This is a genomic window from Micromonospora maritima, assembly GCF_902825405.1.
GTDB lineage: Bacteria > Actinomycetota > Actinomycetes > Mycobacteriales > Micromonosporaceae > Micromonospora > Micromonospora maritima.
In genome coordinates this window covers 1-15,396 of the sequence record NZ_CADEAU010000007.1, presented here as the reverse complement: position 1 = coordinate 15,396, position 15,396 = coordinate 1, and the positions used below count along the sequence as shown (strand labels likewise).

14 protein-coding genes are annotated in these 15,396 nt (G+C 71.7%); 5 read left to right on the top strand and 9 right to left on the bottom strand.

What is annotated here, in order from left to right:
* Positions 1 to 29 precede the first annotated feature (29 nt).
* A complete protein-coding gene (locus HUW36_RS02170; protein WP_174526516.1) occupies positions 30 to 560 on the top strand; it encodes a nitroreductase family protein in 531 nt (176 codons plus the stop codon).
* A gap of 47 nt (positions 561 to 607) precedes the next feature.
* Here the strand turns inward: HUW36_RS02170 and HUW36_RS02165 are convergent, their stop codons facing one another.
* Positions 608 to 1,594, bottom strand: a complete 987-nt coding sequence (locus tag HUW36_RS02165) for an ArsR/SmtB family transcription factor (RefSeq protein ID WP_174526515.1) — start codon at positions 1,592 to 1,594, stop codon at positions 608 to 610.
* A gap of 77 nt (positions 1,595 to 1,671) precedes the next feature.
* On the opposite strand from HUW36_RS02165, the gene HUW36_RS02160 reads away from it, so the two are divergent.
* The gene (locus HUW36_RS02160; protein ID WP_174526514.1) at positions 1,672 to 2,946 is read left to right on the top strand and encodes an MFS transporter; all 1,275 of its coding nucleotides are present in this window, start codon (positions 1,672 to 1,674) and stop codon (positions 2,944 to 2,946) included.
* Between the two features lie 237 nt (positions 2,947 to 3,183).
* Positions 3,184 to 4,929 (top strand): 2-isopropylmalate synthase, encoded by a 1,746-nt coding sequence (leuA, locus tag HUW36_RS02155; RefSeq protein WP_174526513.1) that lies wholly within the window; start codon positions 3,184 to 3,186, stop codon positions 4,927 to 4,929.
* A 111-nt stretch (positions 4,930 to 5,040) separates the two neighbouring features.
* Here leuA and HUW36_RS02150 read toward each other — a convergent pair whose 3' ends face one another.
* The gene (locus tag HUW36_RS02150; RefSeq protein WP_174526512.1) at positions 5,041 to 6,480 is read right to left on the bottom strand and encodes an MFS transporter; all 1,440 of its coding nucleotides are present in this window, start codon (positions 6,478 to 6,480) and stop codon (positions 5,041 to 5,043) included.
* Between the two features lie 109 nt (positions 6,481 to 6,589).
* Between HUW36_RS02150 and HUW36_RS02145 the strand changes: the two genes are divergently transcribed.
* Together HUW36_RS02145 and HUW36_RS02140 are read left to right on the top strand one after the other, a co-directional pair.
* On the top strand, positions 6,590 to 7,249 hold the full coding sequence (locus HUW36_RS02145; RefSeq protein WP_174526511.1) for an HNH endonuclease family protein: 660 nt from the start codon (positions 6,590 to 6,592) through the stop codon (positions 7,247 to 7,249).
* A complete protein-coding gene (locus tag HUW36_RS02140; protein ID WP_174526510.1) occupies positions 7,231 to 7,704 on the top strand; it encodes a hypothetical protein in 474 nt (157 codons plus the stop codon). The genes HUW36_RS02145 and HUW36_RS02140 overlap by 19 nt, the downstream gene beginning before the upstream one ends.
* Positions 7,705 to 7,755: 51 nt before the next feature.
* Here HUW36_RS02140 and HUW36_RS02135 read toward each other — a convergent pair whose 3' ends face one another.
* The 7 genes from HUW36_RS02135 to HUW36_RS02105 form a co-directional block, all read right to left on the bottom strand.
* The gene (locus HUW36_RS02135; protein ID WP_174526509.1) at positions 7,756 to 8,859 is read right to left on the bottom strand and encodes an ABC transporter ATP-binding protein; all 1,104 of its coding nucleotides are present in this window, start codon (positions 8,857 to 8,859) and stop codon (positions 7,756 to 7,758) included.
* Complete coding sequence (locus HUW36_RS02130; protein ID WP_174526508.1) at positions 8,852 to 9,973, bottom strand: ABC transporter ATP-binding protein; 1,122 nt, start codon at positions 9,971 to 9,973, stop codon at positions 8,852 to 8,854. Before HUW36_RS02130 ends, HUW36_RS02135 begins: the two co-directional genes overlap by 8 nt.
* Positions 9,974 to 9,984: 11 nt before the next feature.
* Positions 9,985 to 10,953 carry an ABC transporter permease gene (locus HUW36_RS02125; protein ID WP_174526507.1) on the bottom strand — a complete coding sequence of 323 codons (969 nt, stop codon included), beginning with the start codon at positions 10,951 to 10,953 and terminating at the stop codon, positions 9,985 to 9,987.
* Complete coding sequence (locus HUW36_RS02120; protein ID WP_174526506.1) at positions 10,950 to 11,954, bottom strand: ABC transporter permease; 1,005 nt, start codon at positions 11,952 to 11,954, stop codon at positions 10,950 to 10,952. Before HUW36_RS02120 ends, HUW36_RS02125 begins: the two co-directional genes overlap by 4 nt.
* Positions 11,955 to 12,031: 77 nt before the next feature.
* A complete protein-coding gene (locus HUW36_RS02115; protein WP_174526505.1) occupies positions 12,032 to 13,693 on the bottom strand; it encodes an ABC transporter substrate-binding protein in 1,662 nt (553 codons plus the stop codon).
* Between the two features lie 323 nt (positions 13,694 to 14,016).
* Positions 14,017 to 14,610 (bottom strand): recombination mediator RecR, encoded by a 594-nt coding sequence (gene recR / locus HUW36_RS02110; protein ID WP_174526504.1) that lies wholly within the window; start codon positions 14,608 to 14,610, stop codon positions 14,017 to 14,019.
* 7 nt (positions 14,611 to 14,617) lie between these two features.
* Positions 14,618 to 14,926 carry a YbaB/EbfC family nucleoid-associated protein gene (locus tag HUW36_RS02105; RefSeq protein ID WP_216642399.1) on the bottom strand — a complete coding sequence of 103 codons (309 nt, stop codon included), beginning with the start codon at positions 14,924 to 14,926 and terminating at the stop codon, positions 14,618 to 14,620.
* Between the last annotated feature and the right edge of the window lie 470 nt (positions 14,927 to 15,396).

Sequence of the window (15,396 nt, the reverse complement as noted above, 5' to 3'; positions counted from 1 at the left end):
ATGACACACCCCTCGGGAAGTCTGGGCCCATGGCCGACCTGACCCCGCTGCTCGCCTTCCGGTGGAGCCCTCGCGCGTTCGACCCGGAGGCGCGACTCGACGCCGACGAGGAGGCCACCCTGTTGGAGGCCGCCCGGTGGGCCCCCTCCGCGGGCAACGCCCAGCCGTGGCGGTTCGCCCTCGGGCACCGGCAGGACGAGACCTGGAAGCGCATCCTGGTCGGCCTGCCCGACGGCGACCAGAGCTGGGCCCGGCACGCCGCCGCCCTGCTGCTCGCCGCGCACGCCGGCCACGACCCCGAGCGGAGCGCGTACGACCTGGGCCAGGCGGTCGCCCACCTCACCGTCCAGGCCACCGCGCTCGGCCTGCACGTACGCCAGCTCACCCGGCTCGACCGGCCCCGCCTCGCCGCCGAGCTGGACCTGCCCGACGACGTCCACCCGCTGGCGGTGGTCGCCGTCGGACGCCTGGGCGACCCGGCCACGCTCCCGCCCGACCTGTACGCCCGGGAGACCGCGTTGCGCCGCCGCCGCCCCCTGCCCGCCCTGCTGCTGCGCTGAGCCTCCGAGGGTCGACCGTCGTGACGCCGGCGGCCGGCGACGCCGAGTCAGGCGCCGCGGGCGGCTCGCAGCAGAGCCGCCCCGACGTCGGTGTGGCGATAGAGCACGTGGCGCCCGGCCCGGCAGCGGGCGACCAGCCCGGCCGCGTGCAGCGCGGTGAGGTGCTGGGAGACGTTTCCCGCCGACATCCCGGTGAGCCGGGCCAGGTCGGTCGTGGTCACCGCCGAGTCGAGCAGGTGCAGCAGCGCGGCCCGGCCGCTGCCCAGCACCCTGGCCAGCGGGTCGCCGGCCGGCGGTGTGGCCACCTCCCAGAGCGTCCCGACCGCCCGGACCGGATACGCCCCGGCCGGCAACGAGTCTTCCAGCAGGTTCCACAGCACCCGCCGGCCGCCGAACACCGTCGGGTTCAGCGCCAACCCGCGACCGCGCAGGTCGAAGTCCCGCTCGAACGGATCGTCGCTGACCAACCGGTCGCCGAGCCAACGCAGGCTCGGGTGGAGCTGCTCGAAGAACCGGCCGGCGCCGCTCTCGGCGAGCTGGGCCGCGCGGTACGTCACGTCGGCGTCGAGCAGCGCGCGCATCCGCGGCCAGTCCGGGGCGATCGCCTCGTCGTACCAGACCCGCACCGCGTCGACGAGCTGCGGCAGCAGCCCACGGGGGTCGGCGAGCAGCGCCTGCCCGAACGGACTCAGCGGCCGGCGCGGGGTGGTCGCCACCAGGTCCTGGACCACCACGGCCGGCGGCGTCGCCGCGATCTGGTCGAGCTGCTCGGCCATCTCCGCGTTCGGGCGGGCCGCCGGGGTGAGGAAGTCGGGCAACGGGCAACCCCGCCAGGTCAGCTCCATCAGCGGTCGGACCCGGGTGGCGACCTCGGGACGGCGCAGGGACACCCGCGCGCGGTCGATCCAGGGCAGGTGCACCGGATAGCGGACCGGGTCGGCCAGCGCCCACATGCTCATGACCGTCTCGTTGACCGGCGACACGGCGAGCCGTACGCCCGCCACGTCCGCCAGGCTGAAACGCAACTCGGACACATGCACTCCCGGGGCAGGATTCGGCCCAGCCTAAAAGGCTCGACCGGTCTTGTGGGGGCACGGTTCACTTCCCGGCCATGGGGGCCAGAGACACCATCCGTACCGCCGTCCGAAACGTCGTACCGCCGGCCGGGCTGACCCGCGCGCTGGCCGCGCAGGCCATGGTCGGAGCCGTCGGCAGCGGCCTGTTCCACGCCGGCAGCGCCGTCTTCTTCACCCGGGCGCTCGGGCTCAGCGCCGCCCAGGTCGGGCTGGGCCTGTCCGTCGCGGCGGGCGTGTCGCTGCTCGGCACGGTGCCGCTGGGCGGGCTCACCGACCGGTACGGGCCGCAGCGGGTCTGGCTGGCCGGGCTGGTGCTGAACGCCGCGCTCTTCGCGACGTACCCGTTCGTGGGCGGCTTCGCGAGCTTCCTCGCCGTGGTGGTGGCGCTGGCGGCGGTGGACGCGTCGACCGGGGTGGCCCGTCAGGTCTACTCGATCAACGCGCTCCCGCCGGCCGAACGGGTCACCGCGATGGCGTACCAGCGGTCGTCGTTGAACGCCGGCTTCGGGCTGGGCGCGGTGATCAGCGGCCTGGTGCTGACGGTGGACACGATCGGGGCGTACCGAGGGATGGTCTGGTTCGTCGCGATGGTCTTCCTGGTCACGGCCCTGTTCGTACGACGGCTGCCCCGACTGCCGCAGGTGACCCGGCCGGTGGAGCCGATGGGTCGGCTCGCCGTACTGCGGGACCGGCCGTTCATGGCGGTGTCCCTGCTGTCCGGGCTGCTCACCGCGCACGGGGTGCTCTACCTGACGGTCCTGCCGCTCTGGATCCTGGCCCACACCGACGCCCCGAAGACCGTGATCGCCGCTCTGCTGCTGCTCAACACGGTCCTGGTCGTGCTGCTCCAGGTACGCGTCAGTCGAGGCGCCGACACCGCCGCGGGCGCGGCGCGGGCCTCCCGCCGCGGAGCCCTGCTGATCGCCCTGGCCTGCCTGGTCCTGCCGATCTCCGGGGTCACCCGTGGCCCGCTCACCGTGGTGGTGCTGGTGGCCGCCGCGACGCTGCTGATCCTGGCCGAGCTGATCGAGTCGGCGGGCACCTGGGGGCTCACCGCCACGCTTCCGCCGGACGACCAGCGCGGCGCGTACGTGGGGGCGCTGCGGCTCGGCGAGCAGGTGCAGTACATGATCGCCCCGGCGGGGCTGACCGCGCTCGGTGTGACGACCGGCGGCTGGGGCTGGTATCCGACGGCGGCGATCTTCGTGCTGGTCGGGTCGGCGATCGTGCCGGCGGTGGCCCGGGCGGAGCGGACGCCCCGGCTGGGCGCAGTGCCGGAGTCCACCGAAGCGGTGACTCCGGTCCCATAGTCCGGACCAGCCTTCCCACCGCCCGTCCCACCACGTAGGGTGACCCTGTCATGTGGCAGGCGTACCTTCTCCTTGGCTGCCGCGACGAGGCCTGACCGGCCGGCACCTCGTCGCGGAGTTGAACCGCGCCGTCCAGCACATCCGATCTTCTTCTCGGCATCGCCGCGCACCGTCGCCCGGCATCTCGCCGACACCGTCCGATCTGCTGACGCCACATGTTCCAGGGAGCACTCCGAGATGGCTCAACCTGTCACCGAGACCGATCCGTTCGCCCGCCAGCGGCCCAGTCGGATGCCGGTCCACCGTTACCTCCCGTACGACCGGCAGTTCTGGGTCGACCTGCCCGACCGCACCTGGCCCACCCGCCGCGTCGAGGCCGCGCCCCGCTGGTGCGCCGTCGACCTCCGCGACGGCAACCAGGCGCTGATCGACCCGATGTCGCCGGAGCGCAAGCGCCGGATGTTCCAGCTCCTGGTGCAGATGGGCTACAAGGAGATCGAGGTCGGCTTCCCGTCGGCCAGCCAGACCGACTACGACTTCGTACGGCAGCTGATCGAGCAGGACCTGATCCCGGAGGACGTCACCATCCAGGTGCTGACCCAGTGCCGGGAGCACCTGATCGAGCGGACCTTCTCCTCGCTGCGCGGCGCCCGCCGGGCCATCGTGCACTTCTACAACTCGACCTCGACGCTCCAGCGCCGGGTGGTCTTCGGCCTGGACCGCGACGGCATCACCGACATCGCCACCCAGGGCGCGCGGCTGTGCCAGAAGTACGCGGAGATCCACACCCCGGACACCGACATCCACTACGAGTACTCGCCGGAGTCCTACACCGGCACCGAGCTGGAGTACGCGGTGGAGGTCTGCGCGGCGGTGATCGAGGTGGTCGACCCGACCCCGGACCGGAAGCTGATCGTCAACCTGCCGGCCACCGTCGAGATGGCGATGCCCAACGTCTACGCCGACTCGATCGAGTGGATGCACCGGCACCTGCCCCGGCGGGACAGCCTGTCGCTGAGCCTGCACCCGCACAACGACCGGGGCACCGGCGTGGCCGCCGCCGAGCTGGGTCTGCTGGCCGGCGCCGACCGGATCGAGGGCTGCCTGTTCGGCAACGGTGAGCGCACCGGCAACGTCGACCTGGTGACGCTCGGCCTGAACCTCTTCTCGCAGGGCATCGACCCGATGATCGACTTCTCGAACATCGACGAGGTCAAGCGCGCCGTCGAGTACTGCAACCAGCTGCCGGTGCACGAGCGCCACCCGTACGCGGGCGACCTGGTCTACACGGCGTTCTCCGGCTCCCACCAGGACGCGATCAACAAGGGCTTCGCCGCGCTGCACGCCGACGCGGCGGCGGCCGGGGTGCCGGTGGACGAGTTCACCTGGGCCGTGCCCTACCTGCCGATCGACCCGAAGGACCTGGGCCGCACCTACGAGGCGGTCATCCGGGTCAACTCGCAGTCCGGCAAGGGCGGCGTCGCGTACATCATGAAGAGCGAGCACCAGCTCGACCTGCCGCGCCGCCTCCAGATCGAGTTCTCCGGCGTGGTCCAGGAGGTCACCGACCACGACGGCGGCGAGGTCGAGCCGGGCACCATGTGGGAGATCTTCGCCCGCAACTACCTGGTCGACCACCAGGTCGACCCGGCGGTCACGCTGGCCGGCTACACGATCGGCACCGTCGACGGCAAGGTCGAGATCGACGCCCGGGTCGGGTTCGGCGGCGAGACCCGGTCGCTCACCGCCGTCGGCAACGGCCCGATCGACGCGTACGTCAACGCGTTGCAGTCGCTGGGCGTGGCGGTGCGCGTGCTCGACTACCACGAGCACGCGCTCTCCTCCGGCGGTGACGCGCAGGCCGCCGCGTACGTGGAGTGCGAGGTGGACGGCCGCACGGTGTGGGGTGTCGGGGTGGACGCGAACATCGTCACCGCCTCGATCAAGGCGGTCACCAGCGCCGTGAACCGCACCCGCACCTGAGGTGCAAGGAAGGGCCCCTTCTTAACGCATTCTGCATAGGAGGGGGCCCTTCTTAACAGCCGCGCCGAATGGTCCGAGTGTTAATAAGGGGCCCTTCCTCTACCGGAGGCGTTAAGAAGGGGCCCTTCCTTCCCCCCGGGGGCGGTGGATGAGCACGACGGCGAGCACCGCGCCGGCCAGCAGCAGCCCGGCACACCATGCCATCGCCCCCCGGTACGCGTCGGCCAACGCGCCCTTCTGCTCGTACCCGGTGCCGGAGAGCCCGACCAGCAGCGGCAACGCGGCCACCGCGAGCAGGCCGCCGGCCCGGGAGGCGGCGTTGTTGAAGCCGCTCGCCACGCCGGCGAACCGGTCCGCCACGGCACCCAGCACCGACGTGGTCAGCGGGGCGACCACCAGGGTGAGCCCGGCCCCGAACAGCGCCACGCCGGGCAACACGTCCACCCAGTACGAGGCGCCCGGCCCGACCCGGCGCAGCAGCAGCAGGCCCGCCGCGGCGACCACCGGCCCGACGGTGAGCGGCAGCCGGGGGCCGATCCGGGCGGACAGCGCGCCGGCCCGGGGCGAGCCGACCAGCAGCAGCAGCGTCATCGGCACCGTGGCCAGGCCGGTGAGCAGCGCCGACCAGCCGACCACGTTCTGCAGGTAGACGGCGAGGAAGAAGGTGAACCCGCCGAGCGCCGCGTAGACCACCACGGTGAAGACGTTGAGCACCGAGAAGAGCCGGCTGGAGAACAGCCCGGTGGGCAGCATCGCGGTGTCCCCACGCCGCCGCTCGACCAGCACGAACACCACCACCGCGACCACCCCGACCACCGCGGCGGCCAGCACCGCCGGGGAGGCGCCCTGCGCCGGGGCGTCGATGAGCGCGTACGTGACGCCGCCGAGCGCCAACGCGCCGAGCAACGCGCCGGCCACGTCGAACCGCCGCCGTCCTCCCCCGGTACGCGAGACCGCCTCGTCGCGGCTCTCCGGCACCCAGCGCATCGCGGCGAGCACCACGCCCACGGCCAGCGGCAGGTTGACGAAGAAGATCCACCGCCAGGAGAGCGTGTCGATCAGCCAGCCGCCGAGCAGCGGCCCGAGGGCGGTGGACACTCCGGAGAGGCCGGACCAGGTGCCGATCGCCTTGCCCCGGTCGTCCGGATGGAAGCTGGCCTGGAGCACGGAGAGCGAGCCCGGGGTGAGCAGCGCCCCGCCCGCGCCCTGGAGGAAGCGGGCGGCGACGAGCCAGCCGGTGCCCTGGGCCAGCCCGCAGAGCACCGACGCGACCGCGAACCAGACCACCCCGATCAGGAAGACCCGCCGCCTGCCGAAGCGGTCGCCCAGCGCGCCGCCGAGCAGCACGAACGCGGCAAGCATCAGCAGGTAGCCGTTGACGGTCCACTGGAGACCGGCCACCGTGGCGTCCAGCTCCGCGCCGAGCCGCGGCAGCGCGACGTTGACCACGGTGCTGTCCAGGAACACCATGCCGGAGGCGAGGACCGCGGCGAGCAGGGTGCCACGTCCGGCGGCCGAGCCGGTACGCAGTGCGGGAGCGGGTGCCGTCACGGCTATCCACTCTGCCCCGCACTCCACCCTCGACGCCACGAATCACGGAAACCGCCGCCGGGTACTGTGCGGACTCGCCCGGAGCCCGCAAGCTGGAGAGGTGTCGTCTGTGCGTACGAGATCAGGAGTCCGAGCCGCGCTGACCGCCGCGGTCACCGCGGTGCTCGCCCTCGGCGCGGCCGGGTGTGACCCCTCCGTCACCGAGCCGGACGCGCCGCCGAGCGCCGCCGGGAACGTGAACCAGCAGCTCGGCGAGCTGACGGTGGCCACCGCGGGGTCGATGAAGGGCTACAGCCGCTCCCGCTTCCCGCACTGGCGGGACACCGGCAAGAACTGCGACGTCCGGGACACCGTGTTGCAGCGCGACGGCGAGGGGATCAAGCTCTCCGGCTGCAACGTGGTCGGCGGGCGGTGGGAGAGCGCCTACGACGGGATGGTGCTGACCGACCCGTCGGACGTGGACATCGACCACGTCGTGCCGTTGGCCAACGCGTGGCGCTCCGGCGCGGACGAGTGGGACGACTCGAAGCGCGGCGACTTCGCCAACGACCAGACCCGCCCGCAGCTCATCGCGGTTTCTCTGCGCTCCAACCGGGCAAAGGGTGACCAGGACCCGTCCCAGTGGAAGCCGGCGAACCGGTCGTACTGGTGCCAGTACGCGGCCGACTGGGTGACGGTCAAGCACTACTGGCGGCTGACGGTGACCAGTGCCGAGAAGGCCGCCCTCACCGACATGCTGGAGGGCTGCACATGGGCGAGCAAGCCGTGACCGGAGCGGGTGGCACACCGGCCCCGGAGAGGACACCGGACGCCACCGGCGAGGACGCCGCGGCGGCCGGCGACACCACCGCGACCGGCCCGGCCTCGGCCGGGATGACGGCGGACGGTCGGCAGCCGGAGCCCGTCGACGTCTCCGGAGCGGGCATGTCCGCCGACGCCGTGCCGGGCGCGCCGACCGGGGGTGCCCCGGCCGGACCGGCCGCCCGCACCGCCGACGTCACCGCCGGACCGGGAGGGGTGATGACCGACGAGGTCGGTGTGGTGACCGGCGAGCTGACCCTGCGCACCGAGCACGCCGACGGCCGGGTGACGCTGCGGGTGCAGTACAAGGACGCCGACGAGTGGTACGCGGTGACCGGTGGCAGCGCCCCGCTGGCCGACCCGGCCGCGGTGGACGCGGTGCACACGATCGCGGTGGGCCTGCTCAACCGCCCCGAGGGCTGAGCGGGCGGCGCGTCCCCGTCCGGATCCGGGTGGGGACGCGCCGCCGTGCGGTCAGACGTACGAGCCGGGCTCGCTCGGCGCGGAGACCACGCCCGGTTCCTCGCCCTCGTCCTCGGGCCGGGTGATCGTCGCGGTCACCTCGTGCGGGCGCAGCTCGCCGGCGGCGATCTGCTCGGCCCAGTGGCAGGCCACCCGGCTCTCACCGATCGGCCGCAGTTCGGGCCGCTCGTCGGCGCACCGGGTCGGCTGCGCCCACGGGCAGCGGGTGTGGAACCGGCAGCCCGACGGCGGGCTGGCCGGTGACGGCAGGTCTCCGGCGAGCAGGATGCGCTCGCGCCGGTCCTCGACGTCCGGGTCCGGGACCGGCACGGCCGACATCAACGCCCGGGTGTACGGGTGCAGCGGCTCGGTGTAGAGCCGCTCGCTCGGTGCCTCCTCGACCAGCGCGCCCAGGTACATCACCCCGACCATGTCGGAGATGTGCCGCACCACCGCCAGGTCGTGCGCGATCACCAGGTAGGTCAGGCCGAGGCTCTCCTGGAGTTCGTCCAGCAGGTTGACCACCTGCGCCTGGATCGAGACGTCCAGCGCGGAGACCGGCTCGTCGGCGACGATCAGCTCCGGCCCGAGGACCAGTGCCCGGGCGATGCCGATGCGTTGCCGCTGGCCGCCGGAGAACTCGTGCGGGTAGCGGGAGAGCGCCCACTTGGGCAGGCCCACCGCGTCCAGCGTCTCGCCGATGATCCGGCGCCGCTCGTTGCGGTCGGCACCGATGCCGTGGGTCTGGAGGCCCTCGGTGAGGATGGACTCGACGTTCTGCCGGGGGTCCAGGCTGGACATCGGGTCCTGGAAGATCATCTGCATCCGGCGCCGCATCGACCGCAGCTTGCCGGCGGGCAACGTGGTCAGCTCGACGCCGTCGAACGTCACCTCGCCGCCGGTGGGCGGGGTGAGCTGGAGCAGTGCCCGACCGAGCGTGGACTTGCCGCAGCCCGACTCGCCGACCAGGCCGTACGTCTTCCCGCGCGGGATGCTCAGGTCGACGCCGTCGACCGCCTTGACGTGCCCGACGGTGCGGTCGAACAGCAGCCCCCGCCGAATCGGGAAGTGCACCTTGAGGTCGCGGACCTCGACGAGGATCTCGTTGTCACTCATGGGGTGTCTCCTCCTCGCGCGCGGCCGGTCCGAAGCCCGGCACGGCCGGCGGGTCGGCGGGTTCGGCCTGGGCCGGCACCGCGCCGGGCTCGGCCACGGTCGGCACGGTGGCCGCCACGTCCGCGCCCGGGGTCAGGCCGGGGACCGGCACCGGGTTGACGCAGCGGTAGCCCCGCCCGTCGTGGGCGATCACCAGCTCCGGCGGCTCGCCCACGCAGTCGTCGACCCGGCGCGCGCAGCGCGGGGCGAACGCGCAGCCGTCCGGCCAGGGCAGCAGGTCCCGCACCGAGCCGGGGATGGGGTTCAGCCGCTCCCCCCGGCCGGCGTCCAGGCGGGGCACCGACGCGAGCAGACCCTCGGTGTACGGGTGCCGGGGCTGGCGGAACAGCGGACGGCGGGTGGCCGTCTCCACCACCCGGCCGGCGTAGAGCACGTTGATGGTGTCGCACATGCCGGCCACCACGCCGAGGTCGTGCGTGATCATCACCAGCGCGGTGCCGGAGTCGCGGACCAGGTCCTTGAGCAGTTCCAGGATCTGCGCCTGGATGGTGACGTCCAGCGCGGTGGTCGGCTCGTCGGCGATCAGCAGCCGGGGCTGGCAGGCCACCGCCATGGCGATCAGCGCGCGCTGCCGCATGCCGCCGGAGAGCTGGTGCGGGTACTCCTTGAGCCGCCGGCGCGGGTCCGGGATGCCGACCCGGTCGAGCAGGTCGGCGGCCTCCTTGGCGGCCGCCTCACCCTTCATCCCCCGGTGCCGGGCGAGCACCTCGGTCACCTGGAGCCCGATCGGGATCACCGGGTTCAGCGAGGAGAGCGGGTCCTGGAAGATCATCGCGACGTCCCGACCGCGGATGTCGCGGCGGGACCGGTCGTCGAGCTGGATCAGGTCGGTGCCGTCGAAGACCGCCTTGCCGCCGACCCGCAGGCCCGGCTGCTTGGGCAGCAGGCCCATGATGGCCAGCGACGTGACGCTCTTGCCGCAGCCGGACTCACCGACCAGGCCGACGACCTCACCGGCGTCGACCGAGAAGGACACCCCGTCGACCGCGTGCACGGTGCGCTGTCCGCGCCGGGCGAACGTGACGGAGAGGTCGTCCACTTCGAGTAGTGCCATGGCTGACTGACCTACTTCCGCAACTTCGGGTCGAGGGCCTCGCGCATCGCCTCACCGAGCAGGGTGAAGCCGAGCGCGGTGATGATGATGCCGAGCGCCGGGTAGACCGCCAGGCCCGGGCGGATGCCCAGGTAGGGCTGCGCGTCGGCGAGCATGACGCCCCACTCCGGGATGGCCGAGTCGGGGTTGCCGAGACCCAGGAAGGACAGCGCGGCCGCCTCGATGATCGCGGTGGCCAGGGTCAGCGTGGCCTGCACGATGACCGGGGCGATCGAGTTCGGCACCACGTGGGTGAGGGCGATCTTGGACCGCTTCACGCCGAGCGACGTCGCGGCCAGCACGTAGTCGCTGTTGGACTGCGCGATCATCGAGCCGCGCAGCAGCCGGGCGAAGATCGGCACCGACACCACACCGACCGCGATCATCACGGTGGTGAGGCTGGCGCCGAGCAGCGCCGCGATGCTCACCGCGAGCAGCAGGCTCGGCATGGCCAGCAGCATGTCGATGAAGCGCATCAGGGTGGTGTCGATCCAGCGGCCCCAGCGCCCGCCGAGGCCGGCAGCGGCGCCGGCGACGCCGCCGATCAGCGCGCCGACCGCGAGGCCGATCAACGTGGAGACCACGCCGACGAGCAATGTCTGCCGGGCGCCGACGATGAGCCGGCTGAACTCGTCCCGGCCCTGGTGGTCGAAGCCGAGCCAGTGGTCGCCGGAGGCGCCCGGGATGATGCCCTGGCCGGACTTGACCAGCCCTTCGCGGATGCCGATGGAGTCCGTCGGGCTGTACGGCACGAGGAACGGCCCGACGACGGCGACCAGGACGAAGACCGCCAGGATGACCACGCCGATGATGGCGGCCGGGTTGCGCCGGAGCCGGCGGAACGCCTCCTTCCAGAGGCTCACCCCCTGCTCGTCGTCGCGGGCCGCCAGCTCGGCGAGCCGGTCGATCTTCTCGCGCTTCTTGCCTGTGGTGATGGTCATCGCACCCTCACCCTCGGGTCGATCACGCTGTAGGAGAGGTCGACCAGGAGATTCACCAGCACGTACACCACCGCAATGATCATGATGAAGCCCATCAGCACCGGGTAGTCGCGCTGACTGATCGACTCGGCGACGAACGCGCCGATGCCGCTGAACGCGAACACGGTCTCGGTGAGCACCGCGCCGGAGAGCAGGAGACCGGTCTGGAGACCGATCGAGGTGGCCACCGGCAGCATGGCGTTGCGCAGCACGTGCCGGCGGCGGACGGTCCGCTCGGTCAGGCCCTTGGCCTCGGCGGTGCGGACGAAGTCCTCGTTGAGCACCTCCAGCACACTGGCCCGGGTGATCCGGACGATGATCGCGAGCGGGATGCTGGCCAGCGCGATGCCCGGCAGCACGAGGTGCCAGAGCGCGTCGGCGGCGGCGTCCCACTCGCGGGTCATGATCCCGTCGAGGACGAAGAAGTTGGTGACCCGGGTCGCCCCGATGGTCGGGTCCTGCCGGCCGCTGGACGGGAACCAGCCCAGGTTCTCGGCGAAGATCGCCTTGAGCACGTAGGCCAGGAAGAAGACCGGGATGCAGATGCCGATCAGCGATCCACCGACGGAGGCGTGGTCGAGGAACCGGCCGCGCCGGCGGGCGGCCAGGTAGCCGAGCGGGATGCCGAGGCCGACCGCGAGCACCATCGCCATGACGGTCAGCTCGACGGTGCCGGGGAACCGCTCCAGGAACTCGGTGGTGACCGCGCGCTTGGTGCCGGTCGAGGTGCCCAGGTCCAGCCGGATCATCCGCCGCAGGAAGCGCGCGTACTGGACCAGGATCGGCTCGTCGAGGCCGAGGTTGCGCCGGATGGCGGCGCGCGTCTCGGGCGTGCCCCGTTCACCGAGGATCGCGGTCTCGGGCCCGCCGGGAAGTCGGTGGAGCCAGATGAACAGCAGGACGGAGAGCCCGAACAGCGTGGGTATCAGCTGTAGCAGGCGTCTGACGATGAACCGGAACACGGGCGCCTCGAAGGGGGTGCGGAGGGGTGCGGGCGGGCGCTGTGCTCACAGCGCCCGCCCGCGTCAGTGCCTTCAGATCACTTGAACTCTGCGGTCGCGTACCGCTCGTCGGTGAGCGGGCTCGCCTTGATCCCGGTCACGTCCTTGCCGAACACGATCGCCGGCGGGGAGTGCGAGATCGGCACACCCGGCAGGAAGTCCATGATCGCCTTGTTGAGGGCCTTGTACTTCTCCGTCCGAGCCGCCGCGTCGGCGGTGGTGTCGGCGTCCTTGAACTGGGCGAAGAGCGCGGCGTTGTTGAAGCCCCACTCGTCCTTCGGCCGGTCGAAGAAGGTGCCGATGAAGTTGTACGCGTCGCCGTAGTCACCGGTCCAGCCGAGGAAGTGCAGGTCGTGCTTGCTGCCGGAGGTGGTGGCGTTGAGGTAGTCCGGGCTCCACTTGAGCGGGATGGCCTGGACGTTGATGCCGACCGCCTTGAGGTCCGCCGAGAGCAGCTCGAAGATGTCCTTCGGGTTCGGCATGTACGGCCGGGTGACCTCGGTCGGGTAGTGGAACTTCAGCGTCAGGTTCGTCGCGCCGGCCTCGGCCAGCAGCTGCTTGGCCTTCTCCGGGTTGTAGTCGTACTTGGTGACGTCGCCGTTCCAGCCCTCGACGGTGTCGGGCATGAAGTTCATCGCGACCTTGGCGCCCGGGGGCAGCTTCGAGTCGACGAGCGCCTGCCGGTTCACCGCGTACGCGATGGCCTGCCGGACCTTGAGGTCGGCCAGCTTCGGGTTCCCCTTCTGGTTGATCGCCAGGTAGAGGATGTTGAAGGCGGGGCGGGTGAGGACGTTGAAGCCCTCCTTCTTCAGCGGCTCGACGTCCGCCGGACCGACCAGGTCGTAGCCCTGGATGTCACCCGAGCGGAGCGCCTGCTTGCGGGCGTTCTCGTCGGAGATGGTCTTGAAGATGATGGTCTTCAGCTTGGCCTTGTCGCCGTAGTAGTCGTCGTTGCGCTCGATGGTGAGCGTCTTGTTGGCGACGTCCCACGCCTTGAACTTGAACGGCCCGGTGCCGGTCGGGTGCTCCATCGCGTACGACGGGTACTTGATGTCCTCGGCGGTGCCGGTGACGTTGCTGGCGTCGTACTGCTGCAGCGCCTTCGGGCTCTGCATCGAGAACGACGGCAGCATCAGCGCGGCCGGGATCTTGCTGGAGACCCGGTTGAACGCCAGGTCCACGGTGGTGGCGTCCTTGGCCGTGCAGGACTTGAAGAGGCTCGGCGGCAGGTCCGGGTTCTCGTTCTTGGCGAACCCGCCCATGACGTCCTGCCAGTACGCGGTCACGTCCGGGCTCTGCATGAGGCCCTTGGCGTTGTACCAGCGGTTGAAGTTGAAGCAGACGGCCTCCGCGTTGAAGTCGGAGCCGTCGTGGAACTTGACGCCCGAGCGGAGCTTGAAGGTCCAGGTCGTGCCCGCCGCGTCCGGGGTCCAGGACTCGGCGAGGCCCGGCGTGACCTTGGTGCCACCCTCCTCGGGGCGGACCAGGGTCTCGAAGACCTGGCGGGCCACGCGCAGCGACTCACCGTCGCTGGCGAAGCTGGGGTCGAGCACCTTCGGGTCTCCGGCGACGCCGAAGACGAGGGTGTCCTTCTTGCTACCTCCGGAGCCACTGTCGCGGTCGCTCTCGGCGCAGCCTGCTACCGCGAGGGCCGCGACCGCGACGGCCGCGATCGCGACCTTCGGCCTGGGTGCACGCATGGTGCTTCACCTCGTCCTTGGGGGTACGGACAACGTGGTGACAGGGGTCACCGATGTGCGGTGACCTTAGCCCCAGGGCGGAGCATGCGGAAACGCCAGGGGGGCGGGTTGGTATCGGATCGTGTCTTTTCCGCAGCGAGGCATTCGATTCGAAGGGGATCGCTTTCGTTCACCGAATGTTCGTCGGCCTGAGGGGCGAATTTGTTACGTCGATCCGGTCCCGGAGGCTCGTACGTGTCAGATCGACGACCGTCCCGCTCCGGTCCGGAGACACCTCCGGCGGGCACCCCGCAGGGCACCCGCCGGAGGCGACGCGGTGACTCTCAGACCGCCCGGCGGCCCTCGAAGGCACGACCCAGCGTGATCTCGTCGGCGTACTCCAGGTCGCCGCCGACCGGCAGGCCGCTGGCCAGCCGGGTGACCGAGATCCCCATCGGCTTGACCATCAGCGCCAGATAGGTGGCGGTCGCCTCGCCCTCGGTGTTCGGGTCGGTGGCGAGGATCAGCTCGCGCACCGTCCCGCTGCCGAGCCGGGTCATCAGCTCACGGATCCGCAGGTTGTCCGGGCCGATGCCCTCCAGCGGATTGATCGCCCCGCCGAGCACGTGGTAGCGGCCACGGAACTCGCCGGTCCGCTCGATCGCCACCACGTCCTTCGGCTCCTCGACCACGCAGAGCACCTCGTCGGTACGCCGGGGGTCGCGGCAGATCCGGCACTGCTCGGACTCGGCCACGTTGTAGCAGGTCGTGCAGAACCGGACCAGGTCCTTGACCTTGCGCAACGCGCCGGCCAGCCGGTTGACGTCGGCCGGATCCGCCGACAGCACGTGGAACGCGATCCGCTGGGCGCTCTTCGGGCCCACACCCGGCAGCCGGCCCAGCTCGTCGATCAGGTCCTGGATGGCACCCTCGTACATCTGCCGCTCAGAACCCGGGCAGGCCGAGGCCGCCCATCCCGCCCGCGACCGGGCCCATCTTCTTCTCGGTCAGCTCGCGGGCCGCCTCGGCGGCGTTGTGCACGGCCGCGACGACCAGGTCCTCCAGGGTCTCCACGTCCTCCGGGTCGACCGCCTTCGGGTCGATCTTGATCGCCTTCAGCTCACCGGTGCCGGCGACGGTGGCGGTGACCAGGCCACCGCCCGCGGTGCCCTCCAGCTCCGCCTCGGCCAGCTCGGCCTGGGCCTTGGCGATCTGCTGCTGCATCTTCTGCGCCTGCTTCAGCATCTGCTGCATGTTCGGCTGTCCACCTGGGCGCACGGACCGCTCCTTCTCGCACTCGTCTGCTCGGCCGCGCCCAGCCTAGTCGGGCCGCGGCACCCTGAATCGGGGTCGACCCGCGCTCAGCGCGCGTCCACCTCGTTGATCTTCTCGGCCCCGAACGTCTCGCGCAGCAGCTGCACCGCCTGCTCCTCGCTGGACTGCCGGGCGGTCCGCTCGTCGATCACCACGTCCAGCGGCTCGTCGCCCGGGTCGAAGCCCTCGTACGCCGGTGCCGCGGGCGTCGCCCGACCGCCGCCGCCCCGCACCGGCCCGTCGAAGTCCGGGTCGTAGGGCGGCTCACCGGCCCACTCCGCGTCCGCGGTCTTCCGCGCCGGCTGACCGGCCCGAGTCCCCTTGCCCGGACCACCGCCGGCCGCCGCGGCCGCCGCGGCCGCGCGGGCAGATCGGAAGAGCGTCGTGTAGGGAAAGAGTGTTCAGAGCGG

Coding starts and splice junctions, on each gene's coding strand:
- HUW36_RS02170 (WP_174526516.1), top strand. CDS start 30: ATGGCCGACCTGACCCCGCTGCTCGCCTTCCGGTGGAGCCCTCGCGCG.
- HUW36_RS02160 (WP_174526514.1), top strand. CDS start 1,672: ATGGGGGCCAGAGACACCATCCGTACCGCCGTCCGAAACGTCGTACCG.
- leuA (WP_174526513.1), top strand. CDS start 3,184: ATGGCTCAACCTGTCACCGAGACCGATCCGTTCGCCCGCCAGCGGCCC.
- HUW36_RS02140 (WP_174526510.1), top strand. CDS start 7,231: ATGGGCGAGCAAGCCGTGACCGGAGCGGGTGGCACACCGGCCCCGGAG.
- HUW36_RS02135 (WP_174526509.1), bottom strand. CDS start 8,859: ATGAGTGACAACGAGATCCTCGTCGAGGTCCGCGACCTCAAGGTGCAC.
- HUW36_RS02130 (WP_174526508.1), bottom strand. CDS start 9,973: ATGGCACTACTCGAAGTGGACGACCTCTCCGTCACGTTCGCCCGGCGC.
- HUW36_RS02125 (WP_174526507.1), bottom strand. CDS start 10,953: ATGACCATCACCACAGGCAAGAAGCGCGAGAAGATCGACCGGCTCGCC.
- HUW36_RS02115 (WP_174526505.1), bottom strand. CDS start 13,693: ATGCGTGCACCCAGGCCGAAGGTCGCGATCGCGGCCGTCGCGGTCGCG.
- recR (WP_174526504.1), bottom strand. CDS start 14,610: ATGTACGAGGGTGCCATCCAGGACCTGATCGACGAGCTGGGCCGGCTG.
- HUW36_RS02105 (WP_216642399.1), bottom strand. CDS start 14,926: ATGCAGCAGATGCTGAAGCAGGCGCAGAAGATGCAGCAGCAGATCGCC.